This is a genomic window from Pseudomonas sp. PDM19, from assembly GCF_014852215.1.
Taxonomy (GTDB): Bacteria; Pseudomonadota; Gammaproteobacteria; order Pseudomonadales; family Pseudomonadaceae; genus Pseudomonas.
Genome location: NZ_JACVBG010000002.1, coordinates 104,374 through 121,852 on the forward strand (window position 1 = coordinate 104,374; position 17,479 = coordinate 121,852).

12 protein-coding genes and 2 pseudogenes are annotated in these 17,479 nt (G+C 64.7%); all 14 read left to right on the top strand.

All coding sequences use genetic code 11. The features are described 5' to 3' along the window. Positions 1-114: 114 nt before the first annotated feature. The 14 genes and pseudogenes from IB273_RS08725 (at position 115) to IB273_RS08785 (ending at position 17,476) form a co-directional block, all read left to right on the top strand. Entirely contained in the window at positions 115-702 is a 588-nt protein-coding gene (locus IB273_RS08725) for a GNAT family acetyltransferase (RefSeq protein WP_081516445.1), read from the top strand. 149 nt (positions 703-851) lie between these two features. Further along, positions 852-1,430, top strand: coding sequence for a DUF2846 domain-containing protein (locus IB273_RS08730; RefSeq protein WP_192209846.1), 579 nt, complete (start codon positions 852-854; stop codon positions 1,428-1,430). A gap of 151 nt (positions 1,431-1,581) precedes the next feature. Continuing rightward, the gene (adiC, locus tag IB273_RS08735; protein ID WP_192223882.1) at positions 1,582-3,093 is read left to right on the top strand and encodes an arginine/agmatine antiporter; all 1,512 of its coding nucleotides are present in this window, start codon (positions 1,582-1,584) and stop codon (positions 3,091-3,093) included. A gap of 145 nt (positions 3,094-3,238) precedes the next feature. Continuing rightward, positions 3,239-4,966 (top strand): annotated as a pseudogene (locus IB273_RS08740) (Orn/Lys/Arg decarboxylase N-terminal domain-containing protein); the annotation flags it as partial. Positions 4,967-5,065: 99 nt separating this feature from the next. Beyond that, positions 5,066-5,479 (top strand): annotated as a pseudogene (locus IB273_RS31910) (arginine decarboxylase); the annotation flags it as partial. A gap of 386 nt (positions 5,480-5,865) precedes the next feature. Continuing rightward, the gene (fae, locus tag IB273_RS08745; protein WP_081516344.1) at positions 5,866-6,378 is read left to right on the top strand and encodes a formaldehyde-activating enzyme; all 513 of its coding nucleotides are present in this window, start codon (positions 5,866-5,868) and stop codon (positions 6,376-6,378) included. A gap of 10 nt (positions 6,379-6,388) precedes the next feature. After that, the gene (locus IB273_RS08750) at positions 6,389-7,423 is read left to right on the top strand and encodes an aldo/keto reductase (RefSeq protein ID WP_192223884.1); all 1,035 of its coding nucleotides are present in this window, start codon (positions 6,389-6,391) and stop codon (positions 7,421-7,423) included. Next, on the top strand, positions 7,420-8,859 hold the full coding sequence (locus IB273_RS08755) for an NAD-dependent succinate-semialdehyde dehydrogenase (RefSeq protein WP_151188281.1): 1,440 nt from the start codon (positions 7,420-7,422) through the stop codon (positions 8,857-8,859). The genes IB273_RS08750 and IB273_RS08755 overlap by 4 nt, the downstream gene beginning before the upstream one ends. A 95-nt stretch (positions 8,860-8,954) precedes the next feature. Continuing rightward, a complete protein-coding gene (locus IB273_RS08760; protein ID WP_081516341.1) occupies positions 8,955-10,316 on the top strand; it encodes an MFS transporter in 1,362 nt (453 codons plus the stop codon). Positions 10,317-10,598: 282 nt separating this feature from the next. Continuing rightward, positions 10,599-10,955, top strand: a complete 357-nt coding sequence (locus IB273_RS08765; RefSeq protein ID WP_192223885.1) for a hypothetical protein — start codon at positions 10,599-10,601, stop codon at positions 10,953-10,955. Positions 10,956-11,014: 59 nt separating this feature from the next. Further along, positions 11,015-11,626, top strand: coding sequence for a hypothetical protein (locus tag IB273_RS08770; RefSeq protein ID WP_192223886.1), 612 nt, complete (start codon positions 11,015-11,017; stop codon positions 11,624-11,626). 198 nt (positions 11,627-11,824) lie between these two features. Then, the gene (locus tag IB273_RS08775; RefSeq protein ID WP_192223887.1) at positions 11,825-12,868 is read left to right on the top strand and encodes an efflux RND transporter periplasmic adaptor subunit; all 1,044 of its coding nucleotides are present in this window, start codon (positions 11,825-11,827) and stop codon (positions 12,866-12,868) included. Positions 12,869-12,878: 10 nt separating this feature from the next. After that, positions 12,879-16,046 (top strand): efflux RND transporter permease subunit, encoded by a 3,168-nt coding sequence (locus tag IB273_RS08780; RefSeq protein ID WP_192223888.1) that lies wholly within the window; start codon positions 12,879-12,881, stop codon positions 16,044-16,046. Continuing rightward, a complete protein-coding gene (locus tag IB273_RS08785) occupies positions 16,046-17,476 on the top strand; it encodes an efflux transporter outer membrane subunit (protein ID WP_192223889.1) in 1,431 nt (476 codons plus the stop codon). Before IB273_RS08780 ends, IB273_RS08785 begins: the two co-directional genes overlap by 1 nt. The last annotated feature ends 3 nt before the right edge of the window (positions 17,477-17,479 follow it).

Consider the following 17,479-nt stretch of genomic DNA (forward strand, 5'->3'; position numbering starts at 1 on the left):
GCAGGGATACGCTTCTGTCGCGGTTGGAACTTCGGCTGGCTTCACGGCCCATGCTAGGTTTCAACATTGCTGCCGCCTTACCGGCGGCTGCACCTGCGGACTCCCGCCATGCCCCTGGATATCCGTCTGCTCAGCGGCGATGCCCTTCGCCCGTTCATCGATGATCTGGCGCGACTGCGTATTACCGTGTTCCGCGAGTATCCGTACCTCTACGACGGCAGCCCGGAGTACGAAGCCGGATACCTCGACAGCCACGTGCGCTCCGCCTGGAGCCTGTGCGTGCTGGTGATCGATGAGGGCAGGGTGGTGGGGGCCTCGACCGGGCTGCCGTTGCTGGACGAGTCCGAGGCTTTGCAGCAGCCGTTCCTGGTGCAGGGCTGGAACCCGGAACGAATCTTCTATTTTGGCGAGTCCGTGGTGCTGCCGGAGTACCGCAGCGCCGATCTCGACCTGCGCTTCTTCGAGGAACGCGAGCGCTTTGCGCGTAGCCTGGATCGCTTCGACTGGTGTGCCTTCTGCGCCCTTCGGCGGCCGCCGGAGCATTGCGCGCGACCTGCCACCTACCGCTCGCCGGACGCCTTCTGGCTGCAGCGGGGCTTCACTCCGCAACCCTCCCTGCAGACCGAATACCACTGGCGGGATATCGGCGAGCAACGGGAGACGGCCAAGTCGATGATGTTCTGGCTCAAGGACCTGAGCTGACGCACGTCAGTGTTCGGGACGCTGGATCGGGGACAGGTCTGCGCCGGTGGCCCAGGTGTGGCCGAGAAGAGATCGACCCGGACTTTCGACGGGTGGCAAGGCGCGAAGCGCTGGTTATGCTCCGGGTATAACCATAAGAGGGACTTTCCATGCTCCGAGTGGCCCTGTGCGCCTTTTTCCTGATGCTCGCTGGTTGCAGCTCGCCCGGTGCGTTCTTCGGCGCGGTCGACGGGCCGCCGTTCGGCGCGCTGCCTGCGGATGCGCAGCAGGCCACGGTGTACATCTACCGGCCGCAGAACCAGTGGTCCGACGAGGAGCTGGAAGCGCCCGGCCTGTTCATCAACAACGAGCTGATCGGCAGCCTGCCGAGCAATGGCTACTTCGCCCTGAGCTTCGCCCCCGGCAGTTATCCGCTGCAGATGCGGCGCCCACTGCTGGGCAGCTTCTGGACCTTCTTCGCCGGCGGCAGCCTGGACTTCACCCTGATCGCCGGCTTCACCCTGGAAGCCCGCGCTGGCGAGGTCTACTATCTGCGCTACGACGAAACCCACACGCCGCCCAAGTACGAGCACACCGCCGGCCAGGGCGCCGGCCCGCTGCAACTGGTGGGCAAGGAGCTGGGCTCGCGGGAAATCCCCGCCACGCGGCAGGTCCAGGAGCCCGTGAGCATCGCCGCCAGCGGCAAGGAAGTCGAAGGACCGGGCTTCTTCGAACGCATCGGCCTCTGAGGTTGCCAAGCCACACGCGAAGACCGGAATAGACAGCTGCAGCTCTTGACCCGGTAGGGGAAAATTCGACCTCCGCTTTAGGAATCCAAGCGATTTCGGCGGCTTGCGTCGTGGCAGAAAAATCGTGACTCCACATTCAGGGAGTCACGCTATGGAACAGGCCGACAGCAACAAGATCGGGGTGGTGGCGGCCACCCTGATGGTGGCAGGCAACATGATGGGTTCGGGCGTATTCATGCTCCCGGCCAACCTCGCCACCACCGGCGGCATTGCCCTCTACGGGTGGTTCATCACCATCGTCGGCGCCGTGTCGCTGGCATTGGTCTTCGCCAAACTGTCGGCGATCGACCCGGCGGCGGGCGGCCCCTACGCCTACACCAAGAAGTCCTTCGGCAACTACATGGGCTACCAGACCAACCTGATCTACTGGTTGGCCAACGTGGTAGGCAACGTCGGCCTGGCGGTGGCCGGCCTGGGTTACCTGTCGCACTTCTTCCCCAGCCTGAAGGACCCGCTGGTCTCCGCCATGGCGCAGATCGCGGTGATCTGGTTCTTCACCTACGCCAACATCCTCGGCCCGTCGGTGGTCGGCAAGCTGCAGTCTTTCACCACCGTGTTCGCCCTGTTCCCGATCATCGGCATGGCGCTGCTGGGCTGGTTCTGGTTCAGCGGCGACATCTACAAGGCCGGCTGGAACGTCTCCGGCAAGAGCGGTTTCGAGGCGGTCGGCTCGACGCTGAACTACACGCTGTGGGCCTTCATCGGTGTCGAGAGCGCGTCGGTGTCGGCAGGTGTGGTGCGTGACCCGGCGCGCAACGTGCCGATCGCCACCGTGGGCGGGGTGCTGATCGCAGCTGTCTGCTACGTCCTCAGCTCCACCGCGATCATGGGCATGATTCCGAACAAGGACCTGCTCGCCTCCAGCGCCCCCTTCGCGGATGCCGCGCGCCTGGCGCTGGGGGATACCGCCGCCAACGTCGTGGCCCTCTGCGCGGCGATCGGCTGCCTCGGCTCGCTGGCCGGCTGGACGCTGCTCGTTGGGCAGACCGCCAAGGCGGCGGCGGACGACGGCCTGTTCGGCAAGATATTCGCCAAGGTCAATGCCAAGGGCGTGCCCTCGGCGGGGTTGGCCATTGTCGCGGCGATCATGAGCATCCAGGTGCTGGCGACCATGTCGCCCACCGCCAGCCAGCAGTTCGGCAAGATCGCCTCCATCGCGGTGATCATGACGTTGCTGCCGTACATCTACTCGGCCATCGCCATCAAGGTGATGGGCTACCAGAAGATGCCGGCGCGGCAGTATGGCTTCTATACCTTCGTCGGCATCATCGCCGCGATCTACAGCCTCTGGGCGATGGTCGGTTCCGATGGCGAGCAGACGCGCTGGTCGCTGATCTTCGTGGTCTCCACGATTATCTTCTACGAGCTGTCGATCAACAGCATGCGCACCGTCGAGGAAACCGGCGTGCATCCGGGCGGCGTCTCGCCGGGCTGGATCCGCTTTGGCACCCTGGCACTGACCATCATCGCGCTGGTGGCGATGTTCTGGGTCTCGGTCGGCCGCCACGACAACCTCAACCTGCGGCCGCGGGTACCGCAACCCGCTACCGCCGCAGTGACTGTGCCGGCTGCCCCCGCAGCCGTCGTCCCTGCCCCCAACTGATCCCTCCGCCTGCACGCGCCTTCTCCGATGGCGCTGAAGGCGGGGCAGGCGCCTGCCTGGCTGACGGCTTGAGAGCCGCCAGTCGTATCAAGGAGTTCCCATGTCTGAGTCCGCTACCAAGAACACGCTGGATGTCGTGGTGCTGATGGTCCACGAGGGGCTGGAGCAGCCTACGTCTGCAGGTCGAGCCGCGCGTGCGCTGGTCCAGGATCTGCAGCGTCGCGGTGTGACTGTGCTGCTCGCTGCGAGCGCCAACGACGCCTGCGCGGTGATCGAGTCCAACCCCGCTCTGCAATGCCTCCTGCTGAACTGGGAGTTGCCCGGCGGTGCGCTGTCGGTTCTGCAGACGCTTCGCCAGCGCCACGCGCAACTGCCAGCCTTCCTCATGGCGTCGCGCGGTGATGCGGCGTCCATCGATCTGCAGGCACTGCGCCTGTCGGACGATTTCATCTGGCTGCTGGAAGACACCACCGACTTCATCGGCGGTCGCATCATCGCGGCCGTCGAGCGTTATCGCGACGCGGTGCTGCCGCCGATGTTCAAGGCGCTGATGAAGTTCTCCCGCGTCTACGAATATTCCTGGCATACGCCGGGCCATACTGGCGGCACGGGCTTCCTCAAGTCGCCGGCCGGGCGAGCCTTCTTCGACTTTTTCGGCGAGGAGCTGCTGCGCTCGGACCTGTCGATCTCCGTCGGCGACCTGGGTTCGCTGCTCGATCACAGCGGTCCCATCGGTGATAGCGAGCGCTATGCTGCGCGGGTGTTCGGTGCCCATCGCAGCTACCACGTCACCAACGGCTCCTCGACGTCCAACCGGGTCATCCTGATGGCCAGCGTCACCCGCGACCAGATCGCCCTGTGCGACCGCAACTGCCACAAGTCCGCGGAACATGCGATGACCATGTCGGGGGCGATTCCCACCTACCTGGTGCCCTCACGCAACCACCTTGGCCTGATCGGCCCGATACTGCCCGAACGGCTGACGCCCGTGGCGGTGAAGCGCCATATTGCCGAAAACGCGCTGGCACATCCGGGGATCGATCCCACGCCACGCCACGCGATCATCACCAACTCCACCTACGACGGCCTCTGCTACAACGTGGCAAGGGTCGAAGAGCTGCTCGGGCAGAGTGTCGACCGCCTGCACTTCGACGAGGCCTGGTACGGCTACGCGCGCTTCAACCCCATCTACCGCCAGCGCCACGCCATGCACGGCGACCCGGCCGAGCACACGGCGGACCGCCCCACGGTGTTCGCCACCCAATCCACCCACAAGCTGTTGGCGGCCTTGTCCCAGGCCTCGTTCATTCACGTGCGCGATGGGCGCAATCCGGTGAAGCACGCGCGCTTCAACGAGTCGTTCATGATGCATGCGTCCACCTCGCCGCAGTACGCGATCATCGCTTCCAACGATGTATCGGCGGCCATGATGGACGGGCAGGGCGGGGTGGCGCTGACCACCGACGCCATCCGCGAGGCGGTGGCCTTCCGCCGCCTGCTGGCGCGCCTGAACAATGAGTTCGCCGAGCAGGGCGACTGGTTCTTCGATGCCTGGCAGCCCGACGAGGTGCGCGACCCGAGAACCGGCCGCAAGGTGTCGTTCTTCGAGGCGGACGAGGAGCTTCTGGTCAGCGACCCGCAGTGCTGGACCCTGGCGCCGGGAGCGCAGTGGCACGGCTTCGGCGAGATCGAGGACGGCTACTGCATGCTCGATCCGATCAAGGTCTCGGTGGTGACGCCCGGTGTCGCGCCCAATGGTGGCTTGATGCCGGTCGGTATCCCCGCGGCGGTCCTCACCACCTATCTGGCGCAACAGGGCATAGTGGTGGAGAAGACCACCGACTTCACCCTGCTGTTCCTCTTCTCCATCGGTGTGACCAAGGGCAAGTGGGGCACGCTGGTGAACGCGCTGCTGGGCTTCAAGCGCGATTACGACTGCAACCTTCCGCTGTCGCGCGCGCTGCCGCAGCTGGTCGCGAGCTGGCCGGAGCGCTACGGCGACATCGGGCTCAAGGACCTCTGCGACCGGATGTTCGAAAGCATGGCCGAACTGCAGACCACCACCCTCATGGGCCAGGCCTTCTCGTTGCTGCCCGAGCCGCGACTGACGCCAACTGCCGCCTACGAGCAACTGGTGAAGAACAACATCGAACAGCTGACGCTGGAGGAGATGAGTGATCGCACCGTGGCGACGGGCGTGGTGCCCTATCCGCCGGGCATTCCGCTGTTGATGCCGGGTGAGAATGCCGGTCCGGGCAACGGTCCTGTACTGGGTTACCTGAAGGCACTGGAAGCCTTCGACCGGCGTTTCCCGGGCTTCACCCTCGATACCCACGGCGTCGAGGTAGAGGACGGTTTCTATCGTATCGCCTGCCTCAAGAACTGACGGCCAAGGGTAACCAACCGACGGCGGAGCCTCGCTTCGTCGTCGGCTTTTTCCGGCTTGGCTGTCTGTTTTTTGGGGTATGAGATGAACTCATAGCTCCTTGAGTTTTTATGGTTACCGGGTCGATTTGGCCCGGTGCTAAAAATCGTCGCACCAGCTCATCGACAACAACAAAGAGCGACGCGACATGATCACCTCCCTGCTTTCCCTGCCCTCGATCCGTCCTCCGCGTTCCGGCCTGTCCGGTGCTTCTGCGCACCCGTCCGACTCGCCTGTCGATTCCTGATCCCACTCCGATTTCCTCCGGCGCCCTGCGCCGGCTTTGCCACGGGCCGCGCAAGCAGGCCCGGGCTTTCCTGCACCCCCACGATTCCATGAGGTACCCCATGAAAAAGCTCGACCTGTATATCGGTGAAGGTTTCGAAGGCCCCGGCGTCAACGCCGCGCACATCAATATCCTGCTCGGTCCGCGCAGCGGCCCGGCCGGCCAGGCCTTCTCCAACAGCCTGGCTTCGCCCAGCCAGGGCCACTGCCCGTTCATGGTGATCGCCCAGCCGAACATTCCGGTCAAGCCGATGACCCTTTACGTGAACAAGGCCGAGATCGATGGTGACCTGCACGCCAACGCCACCTGGGGGGCTTCCCAGGCGGGCATCGCCAAGGCCGTCACCGAGGCGCTGCTGGACGGCACCCTGCCTCCGGAAGCCGAGGACGAATGGGCCATCGTCACCGCCAACTGGGTCAATCCGGGCTGCGACGACCTGGATGCCGTCTACCGCAACAACTACAACGCCTGCCGCACCGCGATCCGCGCGGCGCTGACCTGCAAGCCCGAGCGTGCGCAGCTGGCCGACGTGGTCAACGCCATCGCCAACCCCTTCTACACCCCCAAGGCCTGAGGTCCGCACCATGCAATACATCCGTCTCGGCAACTCCGGCCTGCAGGTTTCCAAGCTGTGCCTGGGCACCATGAACATGGGCACCCCGGACTGGAAACCGTGGATCTTCGATGAGGCAAAAAGCGAGCCGATCGTGAAGCACGCGCTGGATGCCGGCGTGAACTTCATCGACCTCGCCGACTTCTATTCGGCCGGTGTCGGCGAGGAAGTGGTCTGCCGCATCCTCAAGCGCCTGGTGCGTCGCGAGGACGTGGTGATCACCACCAAGGTCGGCTACGGCACCCGTCCCGGCATCAACGCCAGCGGGCATTCGCGCAAGCACATCATGGATGGCATCGACGCCTCCCTGAAGCGCATGGGCATGGATTACGTCGACATCTACATGCTGCACTTCTACGACGTGAACACCCCGGTGGAAGAGGTGATGGGCGCGCTGAACGACATCGTCCGCGCCGGCAAGGCCCGCTACATTGGCGTGTCCACCATGCTCACCGGCCAGCTGGCGAAGATCCTCATGGCCTGCGAGCGCAATGGCTGGGTCAAGCCGATCAACATGCAGCTGCAGCTCAACTGCGCCTACCGCGAGGAAGAACGCGAGATGATCCCGTTCTGCCGCGACCAGGGCCTCGGCGTCTCGGCGTTCAGCCCGCTGGCGCGGGGACTGCTGACCGGCGACGTGAGCTCCACGCGTAACCAGACCGACTTCTTCACCCAGCAGATGTATGCCGACGACGCCTCCTTCGAGATCGCCCGTTCGGTGCAGCGCGTTGCCCAGCGGCGCGGAGTGTCCAATGCGCAGATCGCCCAGGCCTGGGTCCTGCAGCATTCGGGAGTGGATTGCATGCTGGTCGGCGCTGACACCACCGCGCAGTTCGACAGTGCGCTGGCTGCACTGGAGACTCGCCTGGATGATGAGGAAATCTTCGAGCTGGAGCGCAACTACACGCCCTGCGATGTGATCAACGACTACAGCGCCGGCAAGCGCATCCTGCGGGTCGCCCGCCCCATGCGCGAAGCCTTCGCGCTGACGGAGGCGGTGGCATGAGCGAGTTGCTGAAGACCGGCCATTACATCGACGGCCAATGGGTGAAGGGTGGCGCGACCTACCCGGTGCGCAACCCGGCCACCGGCGCGCTGATCGCAGACGTTGCCCGCGGTGGCGCAGAAGAAACCAATGCAGCCATCGCCGCCGCCGAACGCTCATTGCCGGCCTGGCGCGCGTTGACTGCCAAGGAACGCAGCGCGCGCATCCGCCGCTGGGGTGAGCTGATGCTGCAGCGCCAGGACGACCTGGCGCGTCTGCTCAGCACCGAGCAGGGCAAGCCGCTGGCCGAGGCCAAGGGCGAAGTAGCCTATGCGGCGAGCTTCCTCGAGTGGTTCGCCGAGGAAGCCAAACGTGTCTACGGCGACGTGATCCCTTCGCACAAGGGTGATGCGCGCATCGTGGTCATCAAGCAGGCGATCGGCGTGGTTGCGGCGATCACTCCGTGGAACTTCCCGCTGGCGATGGTCACCCGCAAGGTCGGTCCGGCGTTGGCCGCCGGCTGCACGATGATTCTCAAGCCTTCGGAAGAAACCCCGCTGTCGGCCTTCGCCCTCGCGGTGCTGGCGGAACAAGCGGGCATCCCGCCGGGCGTGTTCAACATCGTTTCTGGCGACGCCCCGGCCATCGGCGGCGCGCTGCAGGCATCGGGGGCGGTGCGCAAACTGTCGTTCACCGGCTCAACCCGCACCGGCAAACTGCTGATGCGCCAGGCGGCGGAAACACTGAAGAAGGTCTCGCTGGAGCTGGGCGGCAACGCCCCCTTCATCGTCTTCGATGACGCCGATATCGAGGCCGCCGTGCGCGGCGCCATGGCCTCGAAGTTCCGCAACACCGGGCAGACCTGCGTGTGCGTGAACCGCTTCTACATCCAGGACGGCGTGTACGACGCTTTCGTTTCGCGCCTTACCCAAGCGGTGCTCGCCATGCGCGTGGGCAATGCACTGGAGGGCGAAACCGAGCAGGGCCCGCTGATCAACGAAGCAGCGCTGGCCAAGGTCGAGCAGCACGTCGGCGATGCGTTGGAGAAGGGCGCGAAGCTGCTCTGCGGTGGCCGTCGCCATGCGCTGGGCGGCACCTTCTTCGAGCCGACGGTGTTGGCCGAAGCGAGTCCGAAAATGCTGATTGCCAGTGAGGAAACCTTCGGCCCTGTAGCGGCCTGTTTCCGATTCCGCGACGAGTCTGAAGTCCTGAGTCTGGCGAACGATACGCCCTACGGACTTTCCGCCTATTTCTACAGCCGCGACATCGGCCGCGTCTGGCGCATGGCCGAGGGCCTGGAGGCCGGCATGGTCGGCATCAACGAAGGAATCATCTCCACCGAAGTGGCGCCTTTTGGCGGCATCAAGGAATCGGGCCTGGGCCGCGAAGGTTCCAGGTACGGCATCGAGGACTATGTGGAGATCAAGTACCTGCTCATGGGCGGCCTGTCCGCCTGACGCTTCGTCAAGGCGTTCTGCCTCATCCGCCGCGCCCTCCGGGCTCGGCGGCTCAACCTCGCTGTGTTTCCAATAACAAAAAGTCGGAGACGATCATGTCGGGTCAACCAGTCAAAATCGATGACCTGCCCATCGGCAGGTTCCACATCAAGATCGCCGGCCTCACCTTCGGCGCCCACTTCACCGACGGCTACATCCTCGGCCTCATCGGCATCGCCTTCACCCTGATCAACCCGCAGATGGCGCTGACGCCATTCTGGCAGGGGCTGATCGGCAGCTCCGCGCTGCTCGGGCTGTTCTTCGGCAGCCTGTTCTTCGGCTGGATTTCCGACCACCTCGGCCGCCAGAAAATCTTCCTCATCAGCTTTGTGCTGATCACCATCGCCTCGGTGATGCAGTTCTACGTCGAAACCGCGATGCAGCTGTTCCTCTGCCGCGTGCTGATCGGCATCGGCCTGGGCGGTGACTTCAGCGTCGGCCACGCCATGCTCGCCGAGTTCTCCCCCCGCAAGCACCGTGGTGTGTTGCTGGGCTCGTTCAGCGTGATCTGGACCTTCGGTTATGTCGCCGCCACCTTCGTCGGCACCGCTCTCCTGGCGTTGGGCGACGATGCGTGGCGCTGGATGCTGGCGTCCTCGGCGATCCCCGCGGCGATGATCCTGATCGCCCGCATCGGCACGCCCGAATCGCCGCGCTGGCTGATCCACAAGGGCCGTGTCGAGGAAGCCCGCGCCATCGTGCACAAGCACCTGGGCGCCAACGTGGAGATCGACGAAGAAGTCATCACTCGCAAGCACGCCGGCTACAGCGCGTTGTTCAGCCGCGAGTACCGCAAGCGCACGGCGTTCAACTGCCTGTTCTTCATCTGCATCGTCATGCCGTACTTCGCCATCTATACCTTCCTGCCCTCGATCCTGCAGAAGATGGGGCTGTCCGAAGGCTTCGGCACCGAGATGATGCTCAACGCGCTGCTGGTGGTCGGTGCGCTGCTGGGTATCTGGTGCACCATCAGGTTCACCCGCCGCGGCTTCCTCATCAACTCCTTCCTGATCCTCGCCGCTTCGCTGTTCCTGCTGGTGTTGCTGCCGGGCAGCATGGCCTGGCTGATGGTGGCGTGCTTCGGCCTGTTCACCCTGGTGCTGTCGGCGGTGAGCAACCTGGTCGGCGTCTACCCGGCGGAAAGCTTCCCCACTGAAGTGCGCGCCGGCGGTATCGGCCTGGCCACGGCGGCCAGCCGCCTGGGCTCGGCGCTGAGCACCTTCCTGCTGCCGGTCAGCGTTGCGGGTATCGGGCTCAATCCGACCATGGCGATCCTCGCCGGCATTCTGTTGCTCGGAGCGATCATTTCCATCGCCTGGGCGCCGGAGACCAAGGACCTGACCCTGACCCATGCCTGTCGCGCCGAGTCAGAGCCGGTGCCGGGTGATGCAGCCGAAAAGACCGCGCAACTGGTCTGACTTCTCCCCTCGGCTTGTACAAAAGGGCGCACCGGGAAACCGGTGCGCCCTTTTGTCTGTAGGCTCTAGTTCGGTGTTTTGCGGGACGGTTCCTCGGATATTTGTGTTGCGCTTGTAGGAATTTGGCGCAACTGGCGGGGGGACCATCCGTATCTATTTCTACCCCGATTCAGCGCTCCGGATGGCGATTAAGGTAACGACTCCTGCCTCGGACTGCCGTCTTCGCACGCTTGTACAACGGTGCAAAGGTCCCAGGCGATCACTCTTCCGCAAGGAGTCGCCATGCACCTGCGTCCCGCCGTTGCCGCCATCTTTCCGAATGGCCTGCCGTCGCTCCCCGCCGTCGCCCTGCTGGCCTGCGCTTCCCTGAGCGGCTGCATGACCGACCAGCAGTTCATTGCGCAGAACCAGAGCGCAGCCATCAACACCGCCTTGTCCCGCGCGCGGTTCGAACTCGATTGCCCTGGCGCCACCGCCACCGTGCTGTCGAGCAAGGTCACCCAGTTCGCCTACGCCAACAACCGCACCGAATACACCATCGGCGCACGCGGCTGTGGTCGGCAGGCGGTGTACATCGCCTTCTGCCTGACGCCCGACAGCTGCGCTGCAGTCAGCGATACCGCACGCCTCGCCCAGTGACGCAGTCGCTTCGCGTACCTGTTCCGCTCACAAGAAGCCGAGCCCAAGGAGGGTTCCCCATGCAAGTACTCAAGACCATGCCCCTTATCGCTGCGCTGGCCCTGGCGGCCGCGGCCCCGGCGATGGCCGCCGATATTCCGCTGGGTACCGCGGTCGTGTCCGATGAGGTGGTGACCAAGGTCGTTTCCGTCGATGCGAAGGATCGCCGCATCGTTGTCGAGGACGAGGCCGGCAAGCCGCTGACCGTGCAACTGACCGACGCCGCGCAGGACCTGGGGCATCTCAAGGCGGGCGACTACATCGCCGCGCTGGTCGTTCACTCCGCGGCCTTCGACCTCGATACCCAGGTCCAGACGCAGGCTCCCGGCGGCCTTGAGGTCGATGGCGCGGTCATGGCCACTCCGACCAACCCGCATCCCGGTGGCGATGCGTTCCGCATGGCCCGCGTCCAGTTGAAGATCGTCGGTATCAATCTCAGGAAACATGAGCTGACCTTCGAAGGACCGAACGGCGCAACCAAGGTGGTGCAGGTCGATGACACCAAGCTGCGCAGTCGCATGAGCGAGCTGAAGACGGGCCAGATACTGACAGTGACCTACGAGGACACCCTGCAGATCGTCACGGCCCATCCGGTTGCCCAGCCGGCGACGTCGTCCAAGTCCGCCAACTGATGCCATCGCGGAGCTCCCGCCATGGCGGAAGCTCCCTTTCCCGTTCCCACGCCTTCGGGCAATCGCTGTGGATTGACTATGCGCCTGACTCCTTTGGGCTGCCCCTGCGCAGTTCTACTCGCGACCGTATTCCTGACCGCCTGTGATCGGGTGGAAACAAGGCCCGTCGGGGCCGCTCCAGTCGCTGTCACGACCGTCGTGGCGAAGCCGGCCAGCCTGCCGGCGAGCATGACCTTCGTCGGGCAGACCCAGAGTCCGCAGGCGGTGGACATCCATGCGCGGGTCGATGGTTTCCTGCTCAGGCGCAACTACAACGAAGGCAGTGTAGTGAAGGCCGGCGACCTGCTTTTCGAGATTGACCACGCACCGTTCCAGGCCCAGCTCGATTCGGCCAGGGCGCAGTACGCCGCGCAGAAGGCCAGCTACGATCGCGCCAAGGCCAACCTGGACCGCGTGCTGCCGCTGGCAGCGGAAAAGGCCCTGAGCCCGAAGGACCGCGACGATGCCATCGGCACGGCCAAGTCCGCCGAGGCCTCCATGGAGGCGGCGCTGGCCCAGGTCAGGACCCAGGAGCTGAACCTCTCCTACACCTACGTGCGCTCCCCGGTCGATGGCATCAGCGACTACGCCCACGTCAACGACGGGACCTACGTCAACGCCAGCAACAGCCTGCTGACCTCGGTGTCCACGCTGGACCCGATGCGCGTGGTGATGAGCGTGAGCGAAGAGCAGTTCCTCGCCATCCGCGATCTGCGTGACAGCGGCCGCCTGGTGTTGCCGGCCGACGGGCGTCTCGAGGCTGACCTGCAGATGTCGGACGGCTCGCGCTATCCGGCAACCGGCGTGGTGACCTTCGCCTCATCCACCTTCAACCAGCAGACCGGCACCTTCATGGTCCGTGCCGACTTCGCCAATCCCAAGGGCAATCTGCGCCCCGGCCAGTTCGTGCGCATCACCCTGAAGGGCGCGAACTATGCCAATGCCATCCAGCTGCCGCAGCGTGCGGTCATGCACGGGCCCAAGGGCGACTTTGTCTACGTGGTCAACGGCGACAAGGCCGAGGAGCGCCCCGTGCAGATGGCCGAGCCATCCGGGGAGTTCTGGCGGGTCGAGAAGGGGCTCAAGGGCGACGAACAGGTGGTGGTCGACGGCGCCGGGAAACTCATGCCCGGCGCCCCCCTGAAGATCACCGGCGACGCGCCGGCCGGAAGTTTCGGCCCAGCGTCCCCGAAGGCAGAGTGAGGCGACCGTCATGCTTTCCCGTTTCTGTATTGACCGTCCCATCTTCGCGATGGTGTTGTCGCTGATCATCATCATCGCCGGCGGCGTTTCCATCTTCGCCCTGCCGGTAGCGCAGTACCCGGACATCACACCCATCCAGATCACCGTGACGGCGACCTATCCGGGCGCCGACTCGCAGACCATTGCTTCCACCGTGGCGGCGCCCATCGAGACACAGGTCAACGGTGTCGACAACATGCTGTACATGCAGTCGGTCAGCTCGCCCACCGGGCAGATGACGCTGAACGTGTACTTCGACATCGGCACCGACCCGGACATCGCCCAGGTCCAGGTACAGAACCGCGTCAGCCAAGCGCTGGCGCAGCTTCCGCAGTCCGTTCAGCAGAATGGCGTGAACGTGCAGAAGCGCTCATCCAGCTTCCTCATGCTGCTGGCGATCTACTCGCCGGACGGCAGCTTCGACCAGCAGTACGTGGGCAACTACGCCAACCTCTACGTGCTGGACGCGATCAAGCGCATCCAGGGCGCCAACCAGGCGCAGATCATGGGCGACGCCGACCTCGCGTTGCGTATCTGGCTCAAGCCGGACCGCATGGCTGAATTGGGCATCACCGCGACCGACGTGCAGAACGCGGTCAGCCAGCAGAACCAGCAGTTCGGCGCCGGCAACATCGGCCAGGCACCGTCCCAGGGGATGATGGAACTGACCTATCCGCTGGTTACGCCAGGGCGCATGAAGACTGCCAAGGAGTTCGAGCAGATCATCCTGCGCGCCGACGCCAACGGCACCGCCATCGTTCGCCTGGGCGATGTGGCCAGTGCCGAGATCGGCCTCAACCAGTACAGCATGCGCTCCGCGCTCAACGGCAAGACGGCGACCATGATCGCGGTCTACCAGCAGGCTGGCTCCAATGCCCTGGAAGTGTCGAAGAACGTGCGCGCCGCGCTGGCGGACATGTCTACCACCTTCCCCCAGGGCATCGGCTATGCCGTCTCCCTGGATACCACCGAGTTCGTGCGTTCCTCGATCCATGAAGTGGTGGTCACGCTGCTGATCGCCATCGCCCTGGTGGTGCTGGTGGTGTTCATCTTCCTGCAGAGCGTGCGCAGCACCCTGATTCCGGTGGCCGCGGTGGTCGTGGCGGTGATCGGCACCTTCGGCGCGCTGCTGGCGCTGGGCTTTTCGATCAACCTGCTGACCCTCTTTGCCCTGGTGCTCGCCATCGGCATCGTGGTCGACGACGCCATCGTGGTGGTGGAGAACGTAGAGCGGAATATGGAGACGTTCCACCTGAACGCCCACGACGCCACGGTCAAGGCGATGGAGGAGGTGACCGGCCCGGTGATCGCCATCGTGCTGGTGCTCTGCGCGGTGTTCATTCCCGTGGCCTTCGTCAGCGGCACCACCGGCCTGCTGTATCGCCAGTTCGCCTTGACCATCGCCTGCTCGGTGGTCATCTCGGGCTTCGTCGCCCTGTCATTGTCGCCGGCGCTCGCCTCGCTGATCCTCAAGCCGGGCCAGCATGCTCGCTGGAAGGGCTTCCAGTGGTTCAACCGGGCTTTCGACAGGATGACCCATGGCTTCGTCGGTCTGGTTGCCCTGGTCGTGCGGCGCATGGTGCTGGCGCTGGTGCTGTTCGCGGCCATGCTGCTGGGCATCGCTACACTGTTCTCGAAGATTCCCACCAGCTTCGTCCCTGAAGAAGACCAGGGCTATTTGCTGGTCGCGGTGATGATGCCGGACTCGGCCAGCCTGGATCGCACCGAAGCGACTACCGAGCAGGTCGCGGCGATGTTCCGCGAGCATCCTGCCGTGCAGGACGCTTCGGCGATCTCCGGCTACAGCTTCATCGATGGCCAGAACCAGACCAACATGGGCACGGTATTCCTCAACCTGAAGCCTTCGGAGCAGCGCAAGGGGGACGCGATGTCGGCCGATGGCATCATCCGCGCCCTCTACCCCAAGCTGGCGACCATTCCCCAGGCCCGCATCATCCCCATCAACCCGCCGTCGATTCCCGGCCTGGGCACCCAGGGTGGCTTCGAATTCTGGGTGGAGAACCGTGGCAACGGTGATGCGAAGGAACTCCAGGCGGCCACCTGGAAACTCATCGGCGCCGCCGCGAAGCGCCCGGAGCTGTCCGGCCTGATCAGCACCTTCCAGGCCTCGACCCGGCAGATGCGCGTCTCGGTGGACAACGCCAAGGCAGAGACCCTGGGCGTGCCGATGGCCGACGTGTATGGCGCATTGCAGACCCAGTTCGGTTCGGCCTATATCAGCCAGTACGTGCTGGGCAGTCGGGTATGGCAGGTGATCGTGCAGGGCGATGCGCAATACCGCAGTTCACCGACCGACCTGGGCTACCTCTACGTGCGGCAGAAGGACGGCAAGATGATCCCGCTGTCGGCCTTGATGAAGACCGAGTTCACCTCCGGGCCTAGCCTGGTGACACGTTTCAACAACTTCCCCGCGGCCAAGATCACCGGCAACGCAGGCCCAGGCTACAGCTCCGGCGATGCCATCAAGGCCATGCAGGAACTGGCCATGCAGGAGTTGCCGCCGGGTTACAGCTTTGCCTGGAGCGGCGAGGCTTTCGAGGAGAACAAGGCGGGCAATACCACGGTGCTGGTGTTCGTCTTCGGCATCATCATGGTCTTCCTGATCCTGGCGGCCCAGTACGAGTCCTGGTCTCTGCCGCTGACCGTGCTCAGCGCGGTGCCCTTCGGCATCTTCGGCGCCCTGGTGTCGATCTGGCTGCGCGGTATCTCCAACGACGTGTACTTCCAGATCGGTCTGGTCACGTTGGTGGGGCTGGCGGCGAAGAACGCAATCCTGATCGTCGAGTTCGTTATCCTGCAGCGCCAGGCCGGGTTGTCGCCGCTGGATGCGGTGCTCAAGGCGGTCGAGCTGCGCCTGCGGCCGATCATCATGACGTCCCTGGCCTTCATCTTCGGCGCCGTGCCGCTGGCCATCGCCAGCGGAGCCGGGGCCAACTCCCGCCACTCCATCGGCACCGGCATCATCGGCGGCATGATCGCGGCCACCAGCCTGGCGCTGGTATTCGTGCCGCTGTTCTCCTACATCGTCGAACGCTTCAGTGAGCGGAGGGAAAAGTCCAAAGCTTCCGTGACCACGGCAGCGACGCCCAGTGGCGACACTACCCAGGAGGCACACTGATGACTGCCAGAAAACTCTTGTTGGGACTGGCCGTCTCGACCCTGGCCGGCTGCATGGTCGGCCCCGACTATCAACGCCCCGAGGTCGCCATGCCGGCGGCCTACAGGGCGCACCTGAACGCCACCACGTCCCAGGTCGACGGCCCGTGGTGGAGCCAGTTCGGCTCTTCCACCCTGTCGTCGCTGGTCAAGGAAGGGCTGGCGAACAACCTCGATCTGCAGCGCGCTACCGCGCGCATCGAGCAGTTCCGAGGTCAATTGCGCACGGTACAGGCGGGGCTGTTCCCGCAGTTGGGGGTGGGCGCAGGGGCCAAGCGGGCACGGACTGATCAGTTCGTCGGTACGCCGCTGGCTGGGTTCGATGGAGTGGGCAACCAGTACCAGGCGGGCCTCGATGCCAGCTGGGAGATCGACCTCTGGGGCAAGCTGCGTCGCCAGAGCGAAGCGGCAAGCGCGCAATTGCTCGGTGCGCAATACGCGCAGCGCGGCGTGGCGCTGAGCCTGGCCAGTTCGATCAGCGAGGGCTATCTCAACCTGCTGGCACTGGACGAGCAGCTCGTCATCGCCGAGCAGACCGCGCAGGCGCGCAAGGACGCCCTGGACATCTTCCAGAAACGCTATGACCGAGGCGTGATCCGCCAGATCGAACTCAGCCAGGCACAGAACGACTACTGGGCGACCCAGGCGGCGATTCCTCCCCTGAGAGCGAAGATCAGCGCGGCGGAGAACTCGCTGTCGGTGCTGCTCGGTCGAAACCCCGGCCCTATCGTGCGCAAGGAACGCCTGTCTTCCCTGCGCGCGCCGAAGGTGCCGGACGTCCTGCCAGCCACCTTGCTGTCGCGACGCCCTGACCTGCTGCAGGCCGAGCAGGCTGTGGTCGCCAGCAACGCGATGGTCGGTGCGGCGCAGGCGCTGTACCTGCCGGACCTGAACCTGTCGGGGATGATCGGCTTCAGCCGGGGCGAGAGCGGGCAGTTGTTCGAGAGTGCATCCAGGGTCTGGAACCTGGCCCTGGGGCTCAACCAGACCGTGTTCGATGCCGGGGCAATCTCCGGACAGGTGCTCCAGGCGAAATCCGAGTACCAACAGTCGGTACTCGCCTACAAGCAGGCGGTGCAATCGTCGTTGGCCGATGTGAATGATGCGCTGGTGAGCACGCGGGAGACGGCGGCGCAGCTGACTGCGGTCGAGCAGCAGGTCGGCGCATTGCAGACCTACTCGCTGCAGGCGCGTCGCCTGTACGAGGGGGGATATTCGACTTACCTGGATGTCACCACGGCGGAAGAAAAACTCTTCGACGGGCAGTTGCAGGAGGTAAGCAGCCGCCTGGCTTCGCTGAATGCGTTCAACACGCTGTATCTCTCCGTGGGCGGCGAGGTGGGCGCGGATGCCGCGCTGCTGTTCAAGCCTGTCGCGCTGAAGCGGGGCTAGTTC